This window comes from Cupriavidus taiwanensis (genome assembly GCF_900250075.1).
Taxonomy (GTDB): domain Bacteria; phylum Pseudomonadota; class Gammaproteobacteria; order Burkholderiales; family Burkholderiaceae; genus Cupriavidus; species Cupriavidus taiwanensis_C.
The window spans coordinates 2,124,677-2,137,524 of sequence record NZ_LT977071.1 but is presented as its reverse complement, the minus strand read 5'-3'; the positions used below and the strand labels follow the sequence as shown (position 1 = coordinate 2,137,524).

The 12,848-nt window shown below is 63.7% G+C and carries 14 protein-coding genes and 1 pseudogene; 5 read left to right on the top strand and 10 right to left on the bottom strand.

Annotated features, from left to right (window positions below; all coding sequences use genetic code 11):
- Window position 1: 1 nt before the first annotated feature.
- Window positions 2–469 (top strand): DUF2127 domain-containing protein, encoded by a 468-nt coding sequence (locus CBM2588_RS25990; protein ID WP_115683145.1) that lies wholly within the window; start codon window positions 2–4, stop codon window positions 467–469.
- Here CBM2588_RS25990 and CBM2588_RS25985 read toward each other — a convergent pair.
- A complete protein-coding gene (locus CBM2588_RS25985) occupies window positions 421–2,232 on the bottom strand; it encodes an ExeM/NucH family extracellular endonuclease (RefSeq protein WP_115683144.1) in 1,812 nt (603 codons plus the stop codon). The two genes, CBM2588_RS25990 and CBM2588_RS25985, sit on opposite strands and share 49 nt — an antisense overlap.
- 154 nt (window positions 2,233–2,386) lie before the next feature.
- On the opposite strand from CBM2588_RS25985, the gene CBM2588_RS25980 reads away from it, so the two are divergent.
- Both CBM2588_RS25980 and CBM2588_RS25975 read left to right on the top strand, forming a co-directional pair.
- Window positions 2,387–2,677 (top strand): antibiotic biosynthesis monooxygenase family protein, encoded by a 291-nt coding sequence (locus tag CBM2588_RS25980; protein ID WP_115683143.1) that lies wholly within the window; start codon window positions 2,387–2,389, stop codon window positions 2,675–2,677.
- Between the two features lie 9 nt (window positions 2,678–2,686).
- Window positions 2,687–3,325: a CDP-alcohol phosphatidyltransferase family protein gene (locus tag CBM2588_RS25975; protein WP_115683142.1), complete on the top strand. Its 639-nt coding sequence runs from the start codon at window positions 2,687–2,689 to the stop codon at window positions 3,323–3,325.
- Between the two features lie 81 nt (window positions 3,326–3,406).
- On the opposite strand, the gene CBM2588_RS25970 is transcribed toward CBM2588_RS25975, so the two are convergent.
- Together CBM2588_RS25970 and CBM2588_RS25965 are read right to left on the bottom strand one after the other, a co-directional pair.
- Window positions 3,407–4,711: an MFS transporter gene (locus tag CBM2588_RS25970; RefSeq protein ID WP_115683141.1), complete on the bottom strand. Its 1,305-nt coding sequence runs from the start codon at window positions 4,709–4,711 to the stop codon at window positions 3,407–3,409.
- Window positions 4,712–4,822: 111 nt separating this feature from the next.
- The gene (locus CBM2588_RS25965; RefSeq protein WP_115683140.1) at window positions 4,823–5,416 is read right to left on the bottom strand and encodes a TetR/AcrR family transcriptional regulator; all 594 of its coding nucleotides are present in this window, start codon (window positions 5,414–5,416) and stop codon (window positions 4,823–4,825) included.
- 277 nt (window positions 5,417–5,693) lie between these two features.
- Between CBM2588_RS25965 and CBM2588_RS25960 the strand changes: the two genes are divergently transcribed.
- Window positions 5,694–7,034, top strand: a complete 1,341-nt coding sequence (locus CBM2588_RS25960; protein WP_115683139.1) for an MFS transporter — start codon at window positions 5,694–5,696, stop codon at window positions 7,032–7,034.
- Window positions 7,035–7,058: 24 nt separating this feature from the next.
- Here the strand turns inward: CBM2588_RS25960 and CBM2588_RS25955 are convergent, their stop codons facing one another.
- Together CBM2588_RS25955 and CBM2588_RS31130 are read right to left on the bottom strand one after the other, a co-directional pair.
- Window positions 7,059–8,594: a bifunctional metallophosphatase/5'-nucleotidase gene (locus CBM2588_RS25955; RefSeq protein WP_231942274.1), complete on the bottom strand. Its 1,536-nt coding sequence runs from the start codon at window positions 8,592–8,594 to the stop codon at window positions 7,059–7,061.
- 32 nt (window positions 8,595–8,626) lie between these two features.
- Complete coding sequence (locus CBM2588_RS31130) at window positions 8,627–8,899, bottom strand: hypothetical protein (RefSeq protein ID WP_231942273.1); 273 nt, start codon at window positions 8,897–8,899, stop codon at window positions 8,627–8,629.
- Between the two features lie 128 nt (window positions 8,900–9,027).
- Between CBM2588_RS31130 and CBM2588_RS25950 the strand changes: the two genes are divergently transcribed.
- Entirely contained in the window at window positions 9,028–9,459 is a 432-nt protein-coding gene (locus CBM2588_RS25950; RefSeq protein WP_231942272.1) for a hypothetical protein, read from the top strand.
- 40 nt (window positions 9,460–9,499) lie between these two features.
- Here CBM2588_RS25950 and CBM2588_RS25945 read toward each other — a convergent pair whose 3' ends face one another.
- The 5 genes and pseudogenes from CBM2588_RS25945 to CBM2588_RS31125 all read right to left on the bottom strand — a co-directional run bounded on the left by CBM2588_RS25945 (window position 9,500) and on the right by CBM2588_RS31125 (window position 12,641).
- Window positions 9,500–9,937: a hypothetical protein gene (locus tag CBM2588_RS25945; protein WP_115683138.1), complete on the bottom strand. Its 438-nt coding sequence runs from the start codon at window positions 9,935–9,937 to the stop codon at window positions 9,500–9,502.
- Between the two features lie 24 nt (window positions 9,938–9,961).
- Window positions 9,962–10,867 (bottom strand): PoNe immunity protein domain-containing protein, encoded by a 906-nt coding sequence (locus tag CBM2588_RS25940; protein WP_115683137.1) that lies wholly within the window; start codon window positions 10,865–10,867, stop codon window positions 9,962–9,964.
- Between the two features lie 104 nt (window positions 10,868–10,971).
- Window positions 10,972–11,121, bottom strand: a pseudogene (locus CBM2588_RS25935) (PoNe immunity protein domain-containing protein); the annotation flags it as partial.
- 82 nt (window positions 11,122–11,203) lie between these two features.
- On the bottom strand, window positions 11,204–12,196 hold the full coding sequence (locus CBM2588_RS25930; protein WP_115683136.1) for a PoNe immunity protein domain-containing protein: 993 nt from the start codon (window positions 12,194–12,196) through the stop codon (window positions 11,204–11,206).
- A 133-nt stretch (window positions 12,197–12,329) separates the two neighbouring features.
- On the bottom strand, window positions 12,330–12,641 hold the full coding sequence (locus tag CBM2588_RS31125) for a hypothetical protein (RefSeq protein ID WP_231942270.1): 312 nt from the start codon (window positions 12,639–12,641) through the stop codon (window positions 12,330–12,332).
- Between the last annotated feature and the right edge of the window lie 207 nt (window positions 12,642–12,848).

Here is a 12,848-nt window from a genome sequence, read left to right as displayed (position 1 = left end):
CATGGCAAAGCAGGGCGCACTGGGCCTCAGGAGCATTGCGTTGTTCGAAGCGGCCAAGGGGCTGCTGGTGATCGTGGCCGGGCTGGGCCTGGCTGCCCTGCTGCATCGCGATGCCCAGGCGCTGGCCGAAGCCATCATCCAGCGCTGGCATGTCAATCCGGCCAGCCGCTATCCCACCATCTTCCTGTCGCTGCTCGAGCATCCCGACAATGCGCGCCTGTGGGCCATCGGCGGGTCCGCCGCGGTCTATGCGCTGATGCGCTTTGCCGAGGCTTATGGGTTGTGGCGCGGGCTGGCCTGGGGCAATTGGCTTGGGGTATGGTCGGGCGGCATCTACATTCCGCTGGAACTGTACGAGGCCCTGTTCCATCCCAGCTGGCTGCACGGCACGCTGGCCGCGGCCAACCTGCTGGTGGTGCTCTACCTGGCGCGCGGGCTGCTGGCGAAGTCGACCACCAAAGGGTCGTGATCGGAAGACCGGTACGGGTCGGGCGCATAGAAGGCCGGCGCGGCGCTTGAGCCCGGGGCTGTGGCATAGGAGAAGGCCACGGGCTCGTCGGCATTGATATGCCACGCATGTACGGCCACCACGTGGGCCGCGGCCGTGGCGTCGGCGAGTACATGGTCCAGGTAGCCGGCCTGCGCCGCGTAGACGTAGCTGTAGGCGTTCGGACCGGCAAAGCGCGCCACCAGGTCGGCGTAGCCGCGCCGCGCCAGCAGGCGTATCGGGTCTTCCATCGCGTAGCTGTTCAGGTCGCCGATCACCAGCACGCCCGCGTCGGCGACGCCGGTCGGCGCGGTGCCCAGCCAGCGGGCCAGGGTGTCGGCGGCCTGTACGCGCGCGGGATTCCAGCAGCCCTGGCTGTCGCCCTGGTCGGCTTGCGCGCCGGCAGCCTCGACGCAGTTCTTGGATTTGAAATGGTTGACCACCACCGTCACCGTCGCGCCACCCGCCGCGGCGCGGAAGGTGGCCGCGAGCGGCTGGCGGCTGCGCTCGCCCAGCCATGTGGTGGCCACCCGGCCGGCGGGCAGCGCGGTGCGCGCGTTGTACAGCAGCCCCACGGCGATGGCATCGGCGCCGAGCGCGGGGGTGCCGGGATCGGCCACGCGCCAGTCCGGCCCCAGCAGCGTGGCCAGCTGGCGGATCGCGCCGGACCGGCCGTAGCCATTGTTCTGGACCTCCATCAGGCCGATCACGTCGGCGTCCAGGCCGCGCAGCGCGGCCACCAGCTTGGCCTGCTGCCGTGCCAGCGCGGCCGTGTCCTGCGCGCCGCGGTTGCCGGGCGCATCGAGGCCACCGCCGTGGCCATCGCCATTGAAGTAGTTCTGCAGGTTGAAGGCCGCCACGCGCAGCCCGGTGGCGGGATGCCGCGGCGGGGGAGCGGGGCGCGGGTTGGCGCGTTGGTACCCCAGTGCGCCGGTACCGCGCGCCGGCTGCAGCCGCCACTGTCCGTGGCGTCGCTCCAGCACGCCCTGCACGCCGGTGACGGTATCGCCGGCGCGCAGCGGATGTTCGGCCGACAGGCGCGGGGACGGGTAGGGCACCACGGCGGGAAACTGGCGTGTCGAGCCATCGTCAAGCAACAATCGGTTGCGCGCGTTGGCCGCCGCGGCTTGCCGCGCGGCTGGTCCCGGCAGGGCCTGTTGCGTGGGTGCGAGCGGGCGCCCGTGGCTCAGCACCACCGTGCCATAGCGGCCCAGTTCATGGGTATCGCTGACCGTCAGCGTCTGCGGCAGGCGAACCAGCATGCCCTCCATTGCAGCCAGGTCCGACTCGCTGGCAAGCGGCAGCGTCAGCGTCCGCGGCGCCACGGACAGGCCCTGCGCGCACACCACGGGCGAACCTGACAGCACCAGCTGCGTTTGTCCGAATCGTTCTTCGATCCTTCCGGACACGCGCACCATGTCGCCCGCATTGGCCCGGGCGCGTGGCGCGTAGACAAACAGTCCCTCGGGCAGGCCCGGCCGATGCACGCGTTGCGCGTCCGCGGTCTGCAGGAAGAAGCCGCGCAGGCCGCCGTCGCCGCTGAAGTCTGCCGTGACGATGGCCTGGACTTCGACCGTGCGACCGGCAAGCGGCGAGACCTGGCCGGGGCTGCGGATATCGGCCAGCGCGGTCGCGGGGCTGTCGCATGGCTGCATTGCAGCATCCGCGCCGGACGGCAAGCCCATCAGGCAGGCCAGGTACAGGGCGGGCAGCGCAATGCTGCATTCAGGCAGGGGCGGACGCATGGCGGTTTTGGCAGGTCGAGGCAAGGTGGACGATGCTAACCCCTGCTTGTAACGGAATGCTTGCCGCGGGCAAGTGACGTCGCGATCGTGCTAAGGTAGTAGAGACTCGCCGGTATCCGACCGGCGCCGGCAACCACTTCATCGCCACGACGACATGATCAAGGAAATCGCGCAAATCACCATCAAGCCCGGCATGGACAAGCAGTTCGAACAAGGTGTGAGCCAGGCCACGCCGCTGTTCCTGCGCTCGCATGGGTGCCACGGGGTGCAGTTGTTCCGCTCGATCGAGCAACCCGACCAGTACACGCTGGTGGTGGATTGGGAAACCGTGGACGACCATATGGTGCTGTTCCGCGAATCGCCGGAGTTCCAGCAATGGCGCGGCCTGGTTGCGGAAACCTTTGCCGCGCCGCCCAACGTGCACCACGAGTCCAAGGTCCTGTAAGCCCGCGCCATGAACACCCGGCCCGAACGCCCCCGCCATTTCTCGATGCTGCGCGAACTGCAGCTGGCCGATGTCTTCACGCTCGGCAACGCGGCCTGCGGCATGGGGTCGGTGTTCTTCGCGATGTTTTTTGTCGCGGAGCAGCAGCTGGCGCATTTCTATACGGCCGCGGCGCTGGCGCCGCTGGCCTTTATCTTCGACGTGCTGGACGGCCGCATCGCGCGCTGGCGCCATGCGCATTCGGCACTGGGGCGCGAGCTGGACTCGCTGGCCGACGTGATTTCGTTCGGCGTTGGCCCCGCCACGCTGGCCTTTGCCGCCGGCATGCGCGGCGGCTGGGACCTGGCGGTGCTGATCTATTTTGTCTGCTGCGGCGTCAGCCGGCTGGCGCGCTTCAACGTCACCGCCGAATCGCTGGCGGCCGGCAGCGACAGCGGCAAGGTGGCGTACTTCGAAGGCACGCCCATCCCGACCAGCGTGCTGCTGACTGCCGTGCTGACTTGGTGCGCATCGCAAGGCCAGCTGGGCGGTGAACTGCCTGGCGGCGCATGGGTATTAGGCCCCGCCGTGCTGCATCCGCTGGTGCTGCTGTTCGCGCTGTCGGGCACGCTGATGGTCAGCAAGACCCTGCGCATCCCGAAATTCTGAATGGCCGGCGCACATGGCGCCGGCACTCTCTCGTTTTCGTCCTTCTCTGCCAGCTCTGAGGCGAACAGCGCCTCGCCTTGCTCAGGCGCGCGCACCCTCCGTGGCCACCCCCGCACGCTGGCGGCTGACCATCAGCGCCATCAGCGCGGCCACCAGGCAGGCCGCGCCTGCCGCGTAGAGCGCCGGCGTATAGGTCAGCAGCAGCGTACGGCTCAGGCCCGCGCCGAACGCGGCCACGGCCGCGCCGATCTGGTGTGCCGCGAAGATCCAGCCGAATACCATCGGCGCGCGCTCGCGCCCGAACGCCGTGGCCGCCAGCTTGACCGTCGGCGGCACGGTGGCAATCCAGTCCAGGCCGTAGAACATCGCAAAGATCGACAGTCCGTACAGCGTGAAGGTGGAATGGGGCAGCCAGAACAGCGACAAACCGCGCAGCGCGTAGTACCAGAACAGCAGCTTGCGGCTGTCGTAGCGGTCGGAGAGCCAGCCTGACAGGATGGTGCCGACAAAATCGAACGCGCCCATCATCGCCAGTGCCGAGGCCGCCGGTACCGGACCCATGCCGAAGTCGCCGCACAGCGCGATGAAATGGGTCTGGATCAGGCCGTTGGTGCTCAGGCCGCAGATGAAGAAGGTGCCGGCCAGCACCCAGAACGCCTGGGTACGCGCTGCGTCGCGCAGCACACGGAACGGGCCGCTCAGCGTGAACGGCACAGCGGGCTGAGGTGCGGGCGGCACTGGCGTGGAGGCCGGGACTTCGCCGAACGCGGCCAGGCCGACATCGGCGGGCCGGCTGCGCATCAGGCCGAATACCAGCAATGCCAGCACCGCGCACGCCGCCAGCACCGGCAGCACCGCCACGCGCCAGCCCATCCGTTCGATCAGCCAGGCCGCCACCGGCAGGAACGCCAGCTGCCCGGTGGCGGCGCTGGCCGTCAGGATGCCGATGACCAGGCCGCGCCGCGCGCTGAACCAGCGGTTGGCGACCACGGCCGCCAGCACCAGCGCAGTCAGCCCGGAGCCGACCCCCAGCATCAGTCCCCATGCCACAAAGAGCTGCCACAGCTCGGTCGACACAGTGGCCAGCGCCATGCCGCCCGCAATCAGCGCCAGTGCGGCACAGACTACGTTGCGCACGCCGAAGCGGTCCATCAGCAGCGCCGAAAACGGCGCCATCAGCCCGAACAGCGCGAAGCGGAACGCCAGGATCGATGAGATCTGGTCGGTGTTCCAGCCCATCTCCCTGGTCAGCGGCTGCAGGAAGGCTCCGGGCAAGCCCAGCGCGGCCGAGGTGGTGAGCATCACCAGGAAGGTCAGGGCGGCAACCAGCCACGCGTAGTGGATGCCGCGCCGGTCGAGCCGGCGGGAAAGGGCTTGCGCAAACATGGGGCTCTCGTGGTCTCGGTTTCGATGCGGGTCGGAAAGGACAAAGGAAGGGCATCCCGCTGCGTTCGGCCGCGGGTTGTCGGTCTGTCATCAGGAAAAAATAGCCCGGTACTACGCGGGGCTGTCCAGCAGGTGGGTCCGCACCGCGTTCAGCATCTCGTCGGAAAGCGGATCGCCTTCGGTGGCGCGTGCGAGCGTGAGGGCGCCGACCAGCAACGCCATGCGCACCAGCGCCTGGTCGTGGCGTTGCTGCGGATCGTCGGACGCCACGGTCTGCGCCATGTCATCGATCATGGTTCGCAGCCCTTCCGCATAGGCCTGACGCACCGGTTTGCCGGCGGGCTCGCGGGAGACATCGACGGCCAGCGCGGCGGCCGCGCAGCCGACGCCTGGGTTGGAGCAATGCGCGGCGGTCAGGTAGGGCTCGACCAGGTTGGCGAGCATGGCCTTGCGGTCGCCGCCAGCGCGCGCGAGGCGGCGCTCCCAGCGCGCGGTCGATTCCTCGAACGCGCGCTTGCAGGCCTGCGCCGCGAGCGCGTCCTTCGAGGCAAAGTGGCCATAGAAGCCGCCATGGGTCAGGCCGGCGCCGGCCATCACCTCCGCCACGCTGACGCCGTTGAGCCCGCGCTCGCGGAACAGCCGCGACGACGCTTGTTCGATCGCCTCGCGATTCTTGTCGGTTTGCTCGCGTGATGCGCGTGCCATCTGTAGACCTCGCTGGATTGGGCTTTCGCAAAGCTTAGATGATGCGCGTCATTTATTCAATAGATGTTGAGCATCATCTAATCTGTCTTGCCGCACGGTAATGTGCATACATATGAATGCCTCTTCAGCAAGGTGAAGGGTTTTCCCGTATCGTCTTGGCTGATGATCGCCACGGCCCGCGGTGCGCCCCCGCACCGCCGAAACCGGCCCCGGCGGAAACCCGGTAAAGACAGTGTCCAGTACAGCCCCCCTCCAGACCACCTCAGCGGCGGACGCCATGACCTCGCGCGAGCGGCGCGGCATGGCCGCCATCCTGATTGCTGTCGCCCTTGCCACGCTCGATACCGCCATTGCCAATACGGCATTGCCATCGATTGCGGCGGACCTGCGCGCCACCCCGGCGGCCTCGGTGTGGGTGATCAACGCCTACCAGCTGGCGATGGTGGCAACCCTGCTGCCGTTTGCGGCGCTGGGCGGCGTGGTTGGCCACCGGCGCATCTACCTGGGCGGCGTGCTGCTGTTCACGGCCGCGTCGGTGGTATGCGCGCTGGCGTGGTCGCTGCCGACGCTGGCGGCGGCGCGGGTGCTGCAGGGCATCGGCGCGGCTGCGATCATGAGCGTCAATACGGCGCTGATCAGCGCGATCTTTCCGACGCACCGGCTTGGCCGCGGGCTGGGGCTGAATGCGCTGGTGGTCGGCGTTTCGTTCGCGGTGGGGCCGACGGTGGCGTCGGTGATCCTGTCGTTCGGCACGTGGCCGTGGCTGTTTGCCGTCAACCTGCCGATCGGCCTGCTGGCGCTGGCGATCGGGCGCGGTTCGCTGCCGCAGACGGCGCGCAGCACGCACGGTTTCGATCGCGTGGCCGCGGTGCTCAGCGTGATTGCCTTTGCCGCGCTGGTCCTCGCGCTGGGCGAGGGCGGGCAGCGCGCGCCGCTGCACGTGTCGCTGGCCGCGGCCGGCGTCTTCGTGGTGGCGTTCGGGCTGCTGCTGTGGCGCGAGCGCGGCCATCCGGCGCCGATGCTGCCGGTGGATCTGTTCCGGCGGCCGATGTTCGCGCTGTCGACGCTGACCGCGGTGTGTTCGTTCGCGGCGCAGGGCCTGGCCTTTGTGTCGCTGCCGTTCTATTTCCAGCACGTGCTGGGGCGAGGGCAGGTGGAGACCGGCTTCCTGCTGACGCCATGGTCCGTGGTGGTGGCGCTGATCGGGCCGCTAGCCGGGCGCCTGTCCGACCGCTATCCGCCGGCCGTGCTCGGCGGCGTGGGCCTGGCCGTGCTCAGTGCCGGCATGCTGTCGCTGGCGATGCTGCCAGCCAACCCCAGCGCGCTCGATATCGGCATGCGCATGTGCCTGTGCGGCGCCGGGTTTGGCTTTTTCCAGTCGCCCAATCTCAAGGCCTTGATGACCAGCGCCCCGCGCGAACGCAGCGGCGGCGCCAGCGGCGTGGTGGCCACGGCCCGGCTGCTTGGGCAGGCCACGGGGGCGGCACTGGTGGCATTGTGCTTCGGCATCGGCGGCGACCACGGGCCGGGTCTGGCGCTGGCGTTGGGCGCGGCGTTTGCCGGCGCCGGTGCCGTGGCCAGCTGGATGCGGCTGGCCACGGCAACGCCGCGGCCGTAGCGGCGCGGGCCGCCGTTCGCTCCTTCAGTTCAGGCGCGTGATCCGGTTCGGTGTGCCGGGACTGACCGGAGATTTCGCCCTGAAATAAGCTTCGAAGACATCGATATCCACGGGGCCGGCCTGCTGGTTCGTGCCCTGCTTCAGTACTGTGAAATTGTCGCCGCCGGAGGCCATGAAGTTGTTCACCGTGACGCGGTAGGTCTTGGCCAGGTCGATGGCGACGCCGTTGAGCCGTAGCGATGCCGGGTCGACGCGATTGCCCTGTCCCGCGGCGGCGCCTGCCGGCTTGCTCGCGTCCCAGGTATAGCTAAAGCCGCTGGAAACCTGCAGCACGCGACCGCCCGCAGGTTGCGGCGCTTCCCATTGCTGTTCCAGCAGGCGCAGGATCTGCGCGCCGGTCAGGTCCATCGTCACCATGCTGTTGCCGAAAGGCATCACCGCATAGAGCTGCCCGAACGTGGTCTGGCCATTGGTGGCCGCGTCGTACGTCAGGTTCTGGCGCAGCCCGCCCGGATTGGTGAAGGCGATCACCGCCGGCCCGAACAACGCATCGGACGTGCCGGCCAGGTAGGCGTCCGCCACCAAGTCGCCCAGTGCCGACTCGCCCGCCGCAGTCTGGGTGCGATCGATGCTCGCGGTAATGGCGCCCACCACCGCGTTCTTGATCGGCGCGGTCAGTTCCACGTAACGGCTGACCATCGCGTCGACCGCGCTGTCCTTCGGCAGCGCCGTATAGCCGGCAGGCAGCGGGATCGGCTTGCCCTGGCTGTCCTTGATCACCAGATCGTTGACCGCCACGCGGTTGTTCGCCAGCTTGGAGGAGACCCGGCGCGTGGCCGGATCGATGGTGATATCGATTTCCGTGGCCAGCCGGCCGTAGAAGCCGGTCTGCGTCAGCAGCTTGCCATCCGGTCGGGTGCAGACATAGTCCTGATGGGTGTGGCCGCTGACCACGATATCCACGGCGGGATCGAGCTTGTCGACGATCGACACGATGGCACCGTTCAGCCCCGGGCAGCTCTTGTCATTCACCGTGCCCGCCGTGGTCGATCCGCCTTCATGCAGCAACACCACGATCGCATTGACGTTCTGCTGGCGCAGTTCCGGAATCAGCTTGTTGACCGTATCGGCCTCGGACTCGAACGTCAGGCCCGCCGTGCCCGCGGGTGTCACCACCGACGGCGTGTCCTTCAGCGTCATGCCGATAAACGCCACCTTGGCCCAGTCGAAGGTCTTGATCTGGTATGCCGGCAGCAGCGGCTTGCCGGTCGCCTGGTCGATGACATTGGCGGCCAGGTACTGGAACTTCGCCCCGGCGTAGGCGCCGTTGGTCATGCACGTATCCACGCCGACAATGCCGCGCCGGCCGTCGGCCGACCGCGGAAAGCAGCCCCCGTTCTGCAGCCGCAGCAGCTCATCGCGGCCCTTGTCGAACTCATGATTGCCCACCGACGAGATCTCCAGGCCCATCTGGCCCAGCACGTCGATGGCCGGCTCCTCATGGAACGCCCCGGAAACCAGCGGCGAAGCGCCGACCATGTCGCCGGCAGCCACCACCACGTTGTTCGGATTCTTCGCCTTCAGGGTCTGGATCAGCGCGGCCAGGTACGCGGCACCGCCCGCCGATACCCGGGTACCAGCCGGGTATCGGCGGCATCCTGCACCACCACGCTGCCGCCCGGCGCTTCCAGGTTGCCGTGGAAATCATTAAGACCGATGATCTTGACCGATACCGGAGCATCCGCCACCGGAGCGGGACTTGACGGCGCTGAACCGCCCTCATCATTCCCGGAACCGCAGGCGGCAACGATGCCTGCAAGAGCGAGCGCACCCAGGCTCGCGACGAGATACCGTTTGCGTGTCATGTGGCCAATCCTGTGGGAAGCGGCTGCAGGCAGCCACTCTATGGGCCCATCGTGACTGCTTCATGACGCGGGGATGTCATGCCATGGCGCTAACCTGAAACGCCATCAATGCCATGCACCGAACGCCAATGCATCCCTACCTGATCGCCTGCGCACTGGCCGTGTGCGCGGGCATTACCCAAGCCGCCACCACGGAACTGCCGCCGGCCGTGGCGCAGGCAAGCCGGCATGCCATGGCGGCTTGCCAGGAATACATGCATGACGACGCCGACGAGTACCGTTCCTGCATCGACGCCGTCGCCCGCGAGATTCCGCGGGGGCGCAAGGATACGACGGCGCGGTTGCTGGGGCATTACTACTATGCGTGGGTCGGGGCCAATAGTTCGGCGCGTTTATCGTTGCCGGGGGCCGAGGCGGTGGCGCGGGTCTATCTGCGGGAATTTCGGGCGCTGCAGCGCAAGCTGGGGGTGGATGACAAGACGCTGTGCAAGGCGGTGGAGGGGGATTGTGGGCAGAGGGTGGGAGTGATTGAGAAGATGGAGCGGGAGAGGGGGCGGTGAAATGCTCGAGGAATAGCTGCGCGCGATAGGTGCAGGCGGACTATTCGCTGTACGCGCGGAGCAGGTCGCGTATCTCTTCCTTGGTCAATTGGCCCGAGCCGAGCACAGCGGAAAAATCATCCTTCCCTAGTGGAAAGCGCGTGAGCAGCGCATGCAGGCTGTTCTTGTCGAAGGGCCTTGCAGTCAGCGGGTCTAGCCAGAATTCTTCCGTTGCGTCCCGAGGCTCAAGCTTTGTGCCCTCCACATTGATGTAGACCTTGTATCGGACAAAGCCCTCCGGGAAGGCGCGATCGAAATATAGAGACGTCCCTCGGGGCAGCATTGCGGCAGGGCTATCCGAATTTCCGCCGGTAAGCATCAACGGATACTGCAGCTTGTGCACCTTCGGCGATTCTTCGTGCGCGAGTTGGTGTACCACGATTGCCCCTGCTATGGCTCCGAGGAGTGCGGAGAGGACCGGAGTTAGTAGGCGCTTCATGGTGCTATTCATTCTTGCTGACACTCATTCGTTTTCGCCAATTGGCGCGTCCAAGCTGCTGGTGACGAGGTTCGCGTCACGCAAGCGTTTGGCGTAGGCAACGAGGTCTTTGGGATACATCCTGTGGTTGATGCCACTGTCGTCAAGACCGAGCAAGTAAGTTGTGGCACCGGCCTCGAACGCCCAGTATCCATAGTAGAAGGCGCAGTGTTCCTGGATCCTTTTATGTGCATCATACCAACGGGCACCAGCCTGATATCGGTACCAATTCCTCAAATAGCTTTGAACAGCATCGAGCGATGAAGTTGAATTTTCCTGAAAATAGGCGCTGGCTAAGATGCCGTAAGGCTTCACAAATATAACCTCGTCCATGTCATCGCGCGGATGCTTGAGGTAGTCAACAATCAGTTGTTCATATAATGCATCGGCATGCCGATTGCTCTCCATGGCAGAAATAATCTGACCAACCGAGACTTCGTCGCGTAAAAGTATGCCGACGCTGACCAGTTGAAGCGCATTTTGGTACTCTATTCTGTTGTCGAAATCAACGGCGCAGATCGTCAGGTCAGTTTCGCCTCTATTCTTGAACCGCTCACTAAGAAAGCGTCTATAGGGAATATTCACTTCATTCCAGATAACGAATTCTCTTACTACGCCCGAGAAGGATCTTGCCAATTCATCAAGATCTCGGCCCGCGGTGTACTCCAACATCCAAAGCCAGAAGGTGTTGAGGTAGACGCTCGCTTGAGCGCTAACGCGATAGCGAGGTGAGAGTTTTTCATGCTGAATGCTGTCGAGGCAAATTGCAATACTCTCCACCAGATCTTTGCGTACGTTTTTGTACAGTTCGGAGTAGAGGAACTGCTGGCGCGGTTCGCCAGGCAGATCTGATATTTCAGCGAGCAGCAATGGTGGATTTTTTCCTGCCATGTTGATTGGCCCTCCTGGGGAACCTGGATATGATCTAAGCCCGATCAAGTCATCATCGCTTCGGTAGCGTTCCGCAACAGCATCCAGAGCAACTTTTCCCGGTCTCACTGTGCCTTCGCCCAGGCGACCAATTCCTTTGGGTAGTAAAGATAAGGGTGGAGACTACTGTCGTCCTCAATACCGAGCAAGAGTACCGCTGCCGCCGCTTCAAAGGACCAATAGCCGTAGTAGCCACCGGTACCAGTCATAAGATGGCTACCGTCCCAGTCTTACTGCTCGCACGGCGTCGGCATGGTACGCAATTTTTGACGTAAAGAAAAAGAGCTTGTTGCCTGATTAGCTTCGGTCGGACTGGTCCATATCCCATTGCCATATTGTTGCACCGAAGTCGCTATCCTTGATGTCCGGCATCATCTCGTTCTTCGCAAACCAACGCCGACTCTTTATTTTTGCCGGTGTCATCCACCACCCCGCTTGTGGACACGGCTGGCCCGAATCGCAGCGCAGCCGACTAAGAGGGTAATCGTTTGCATCAAGGGGTGTACTGAAATCGCTGGTGACAATATTTGTCTCGCGAAGCTGCCTGCCGTAGGCTACGAGATCCTTGGGGTACACCATATGATCGATGCCGCTGTCACCAATATCTAACAGATAGATCGTCGCGCCAGCTTCGAAAGCCCAATATCCATAATAAAACGATTCGTCATTTTGGATTTTCTTGTGTCCATCGTACCATCGAGCGCCGTCCTGGTATCGGTACCAAGCCTTCAGGTAATGTCTTATTAGTCGAATTGATTCCGTAGGATCTTGTTGAAAGTATGCTTCGACGAGGGTCGCATACGGCTCCGCGAAGATCACTTCGTCCATGTCGTTCTGTGGATCCGGGACGAAGTCGACGATCAACTGCTCGTACAAGGCATCGCGATAGCGGTTGCTTGCCATCGCTGCAATGATTCTCTTGATAGAGCGCCCGTCACGGATGAGGATGGCAATGCTTAAGAGTTGTAATGCGTTTTCGTATTCGATCTGATTGAAAAAGTCAACCGAGCAAATTGTCAGTTCAGTGTCACCGCGGTTCTTGAACTTTTCTTTCAGATAAAGGCGGTACGGGATGTTGAGTTCGTTCCATCGGCAAAACTCTTCAACAATAGAGGCGAATTCCCTTGCAAGGTGGTCGAGATCGGCTCCGGCAGTGTAGTCAAGCATCCATAGCCAAAACATCTCCTCGTAGAGACCGCCTTGCGCATCCCGAAGATAGCCTGGGTGCGGATGCGAGTGTTTCAAGAGAACGTTGTCCTTTGAGGCTTCAACGCCTTCAATCAGTCGCATACGTGTATTAATATACTGCGACTGCTTCAGAAGTTGTTGGCGAGGATTTCGTTTGGCGTCTTGCAATTTGTAAATGCGGTGGCAATGTGCACATTCACGATGAGGCGTCTTTCAAAGTTTCGGATCCGACTGGTTAATGTCCCATTGCCAGATAGTAGTCTTCGGGCATGGGGGCGCCATGCTTGAAATACCGCCGGGACAGGCTTTTGGCCGGTGTTATCCAGTAGCCGCTCTTGGGGCAAAGTTCCCCGCCTTCGCAACGTAGGCGATAGTCCTCAAGGGGCGGGCTTCGGTCCATCGAACCGCTTTCCACAAAATGCCAGGTGGTATTCACGGCTTTAGTTACGGGTTCACCTTCGAGTTCCAAATTTGGCTCAAGTGCACTCCCCTCCTCATCATCGAGATACCACATATCAAGCCCAATAATTTGGTAGGCAGGCTGCATTGATAGGCCTTCAACACAGAAAGCCAAGCTAAAATCCGTGGCGCCTTCAATCCATTGGGATGGCACCCAAACGCCGGTGCGGGGGCATATCTGTCCTGGGGATACTGAAAAATCGTCTCTGATCCTGTGCCTTGGATAGGTATCTAGTGAATTGACTAGGCCATATGTTTCCAGAAACCTTATTGACTGGGCCATGTCGCCGACATG

Excerpts from the sequence above, each read along its gene's own strand:
- CBM2588_RS25985 (WP_115683144.1), bottom strand. The coding sequence starts at position 2,232 with ATGCGTCCGCCCCTGCCTGAATGCAGCATTGCGCTGCCCGCCCTGTAC.
- CBM2588_RS25950 (WP_231942272.1), top strand. The coding sequence starts at position 9,028 with ATGCATCCCTACCTGATCGCCTGCGCACTGGCCGTGTGCGCGGGCATT.
- CBM2588_RS25960 (WP_115683139.1), top strand. The coding sequence starts at position 5,694 with ATGACCTCGCGCGAGCGGCGCGGCATGGCCGCCATCCTGATTGCTGTC.
- CBM2588_RS31125 (WP_231942270.1), bottom strand. The coding sequence starts at position 12,641 with ATGCAGCCTGCCTACCAAATTATTGGGCTTGATATGTGGTATCTCGAT.
- CBM2588_RS25945 (WP_115683138.1), bottom strand. The coding sequence starts at position 9,937 with ATGAAGCGCCTACTAACTCCGGTCCTCTCCGCACTCCTCGGAGCCATA.
- CBM2588_RS25970 (WP_115683141.1), bottom strand. The coding sequence starts at position 4,711 with ATGTTTGCGCAAGCCCTTTCCCGCCGGCTCGACCGGCGCGGCATCCAC.
- CBM2588_RS25940 (WP_115683137.1), bottom strand. The coding sequence starts at position 10,867 with ATGGCAGGAAAAAATCCACCATTGCTGCTCGCTGAAATATCAGATCTG.
- CBM2588_RS25975 (WP_115683142.1), top strand. The coding sequence starts at position 2,687 with ATGAACACCCGGCCCGAACGCCCCCGCCATTTCTCGATGCTGCGCGAA.
- CBM2588_RS31130 (WP_231942273.1), bottom strand. The coding sequence starts at position 8,899 with ATGACACGCAAACGGTATCTCGTCGCGAGCCTGGGTGCGCTCGCTCTT.
- CBM2588_RS25965 (WP_115683140.1), bottom strand. The coding sequence starts at position 5,416 with ATGGCACGCGCATCACGCGAGCAAACCGACAAGAATCGCGAGGCGATC.
- CBM2588_RS25980 (WP_115683143.1), top strand. The coding sequence starts at position 2,387 with ATGATCAAGGAAATCGCGCAAATCACCATCAAGCCCGGCATGGACAAG.
- CBM2588_RS25990 (WP_115683145.1), top strand. The coding sequence starts at position 2 with ATGGCAAAGCAGGGCGCACTGGGCCTCAGGAGCATTGCGTTGTTCGAA.
- CBM2588_RS25930 (WP_115683136.1), bottom strand. The coding sequence starts at position 12,196 with ATGCGACTGATTGAAGGCGTTGAAGCCTCAAAGGACAACGTTCTCTTG.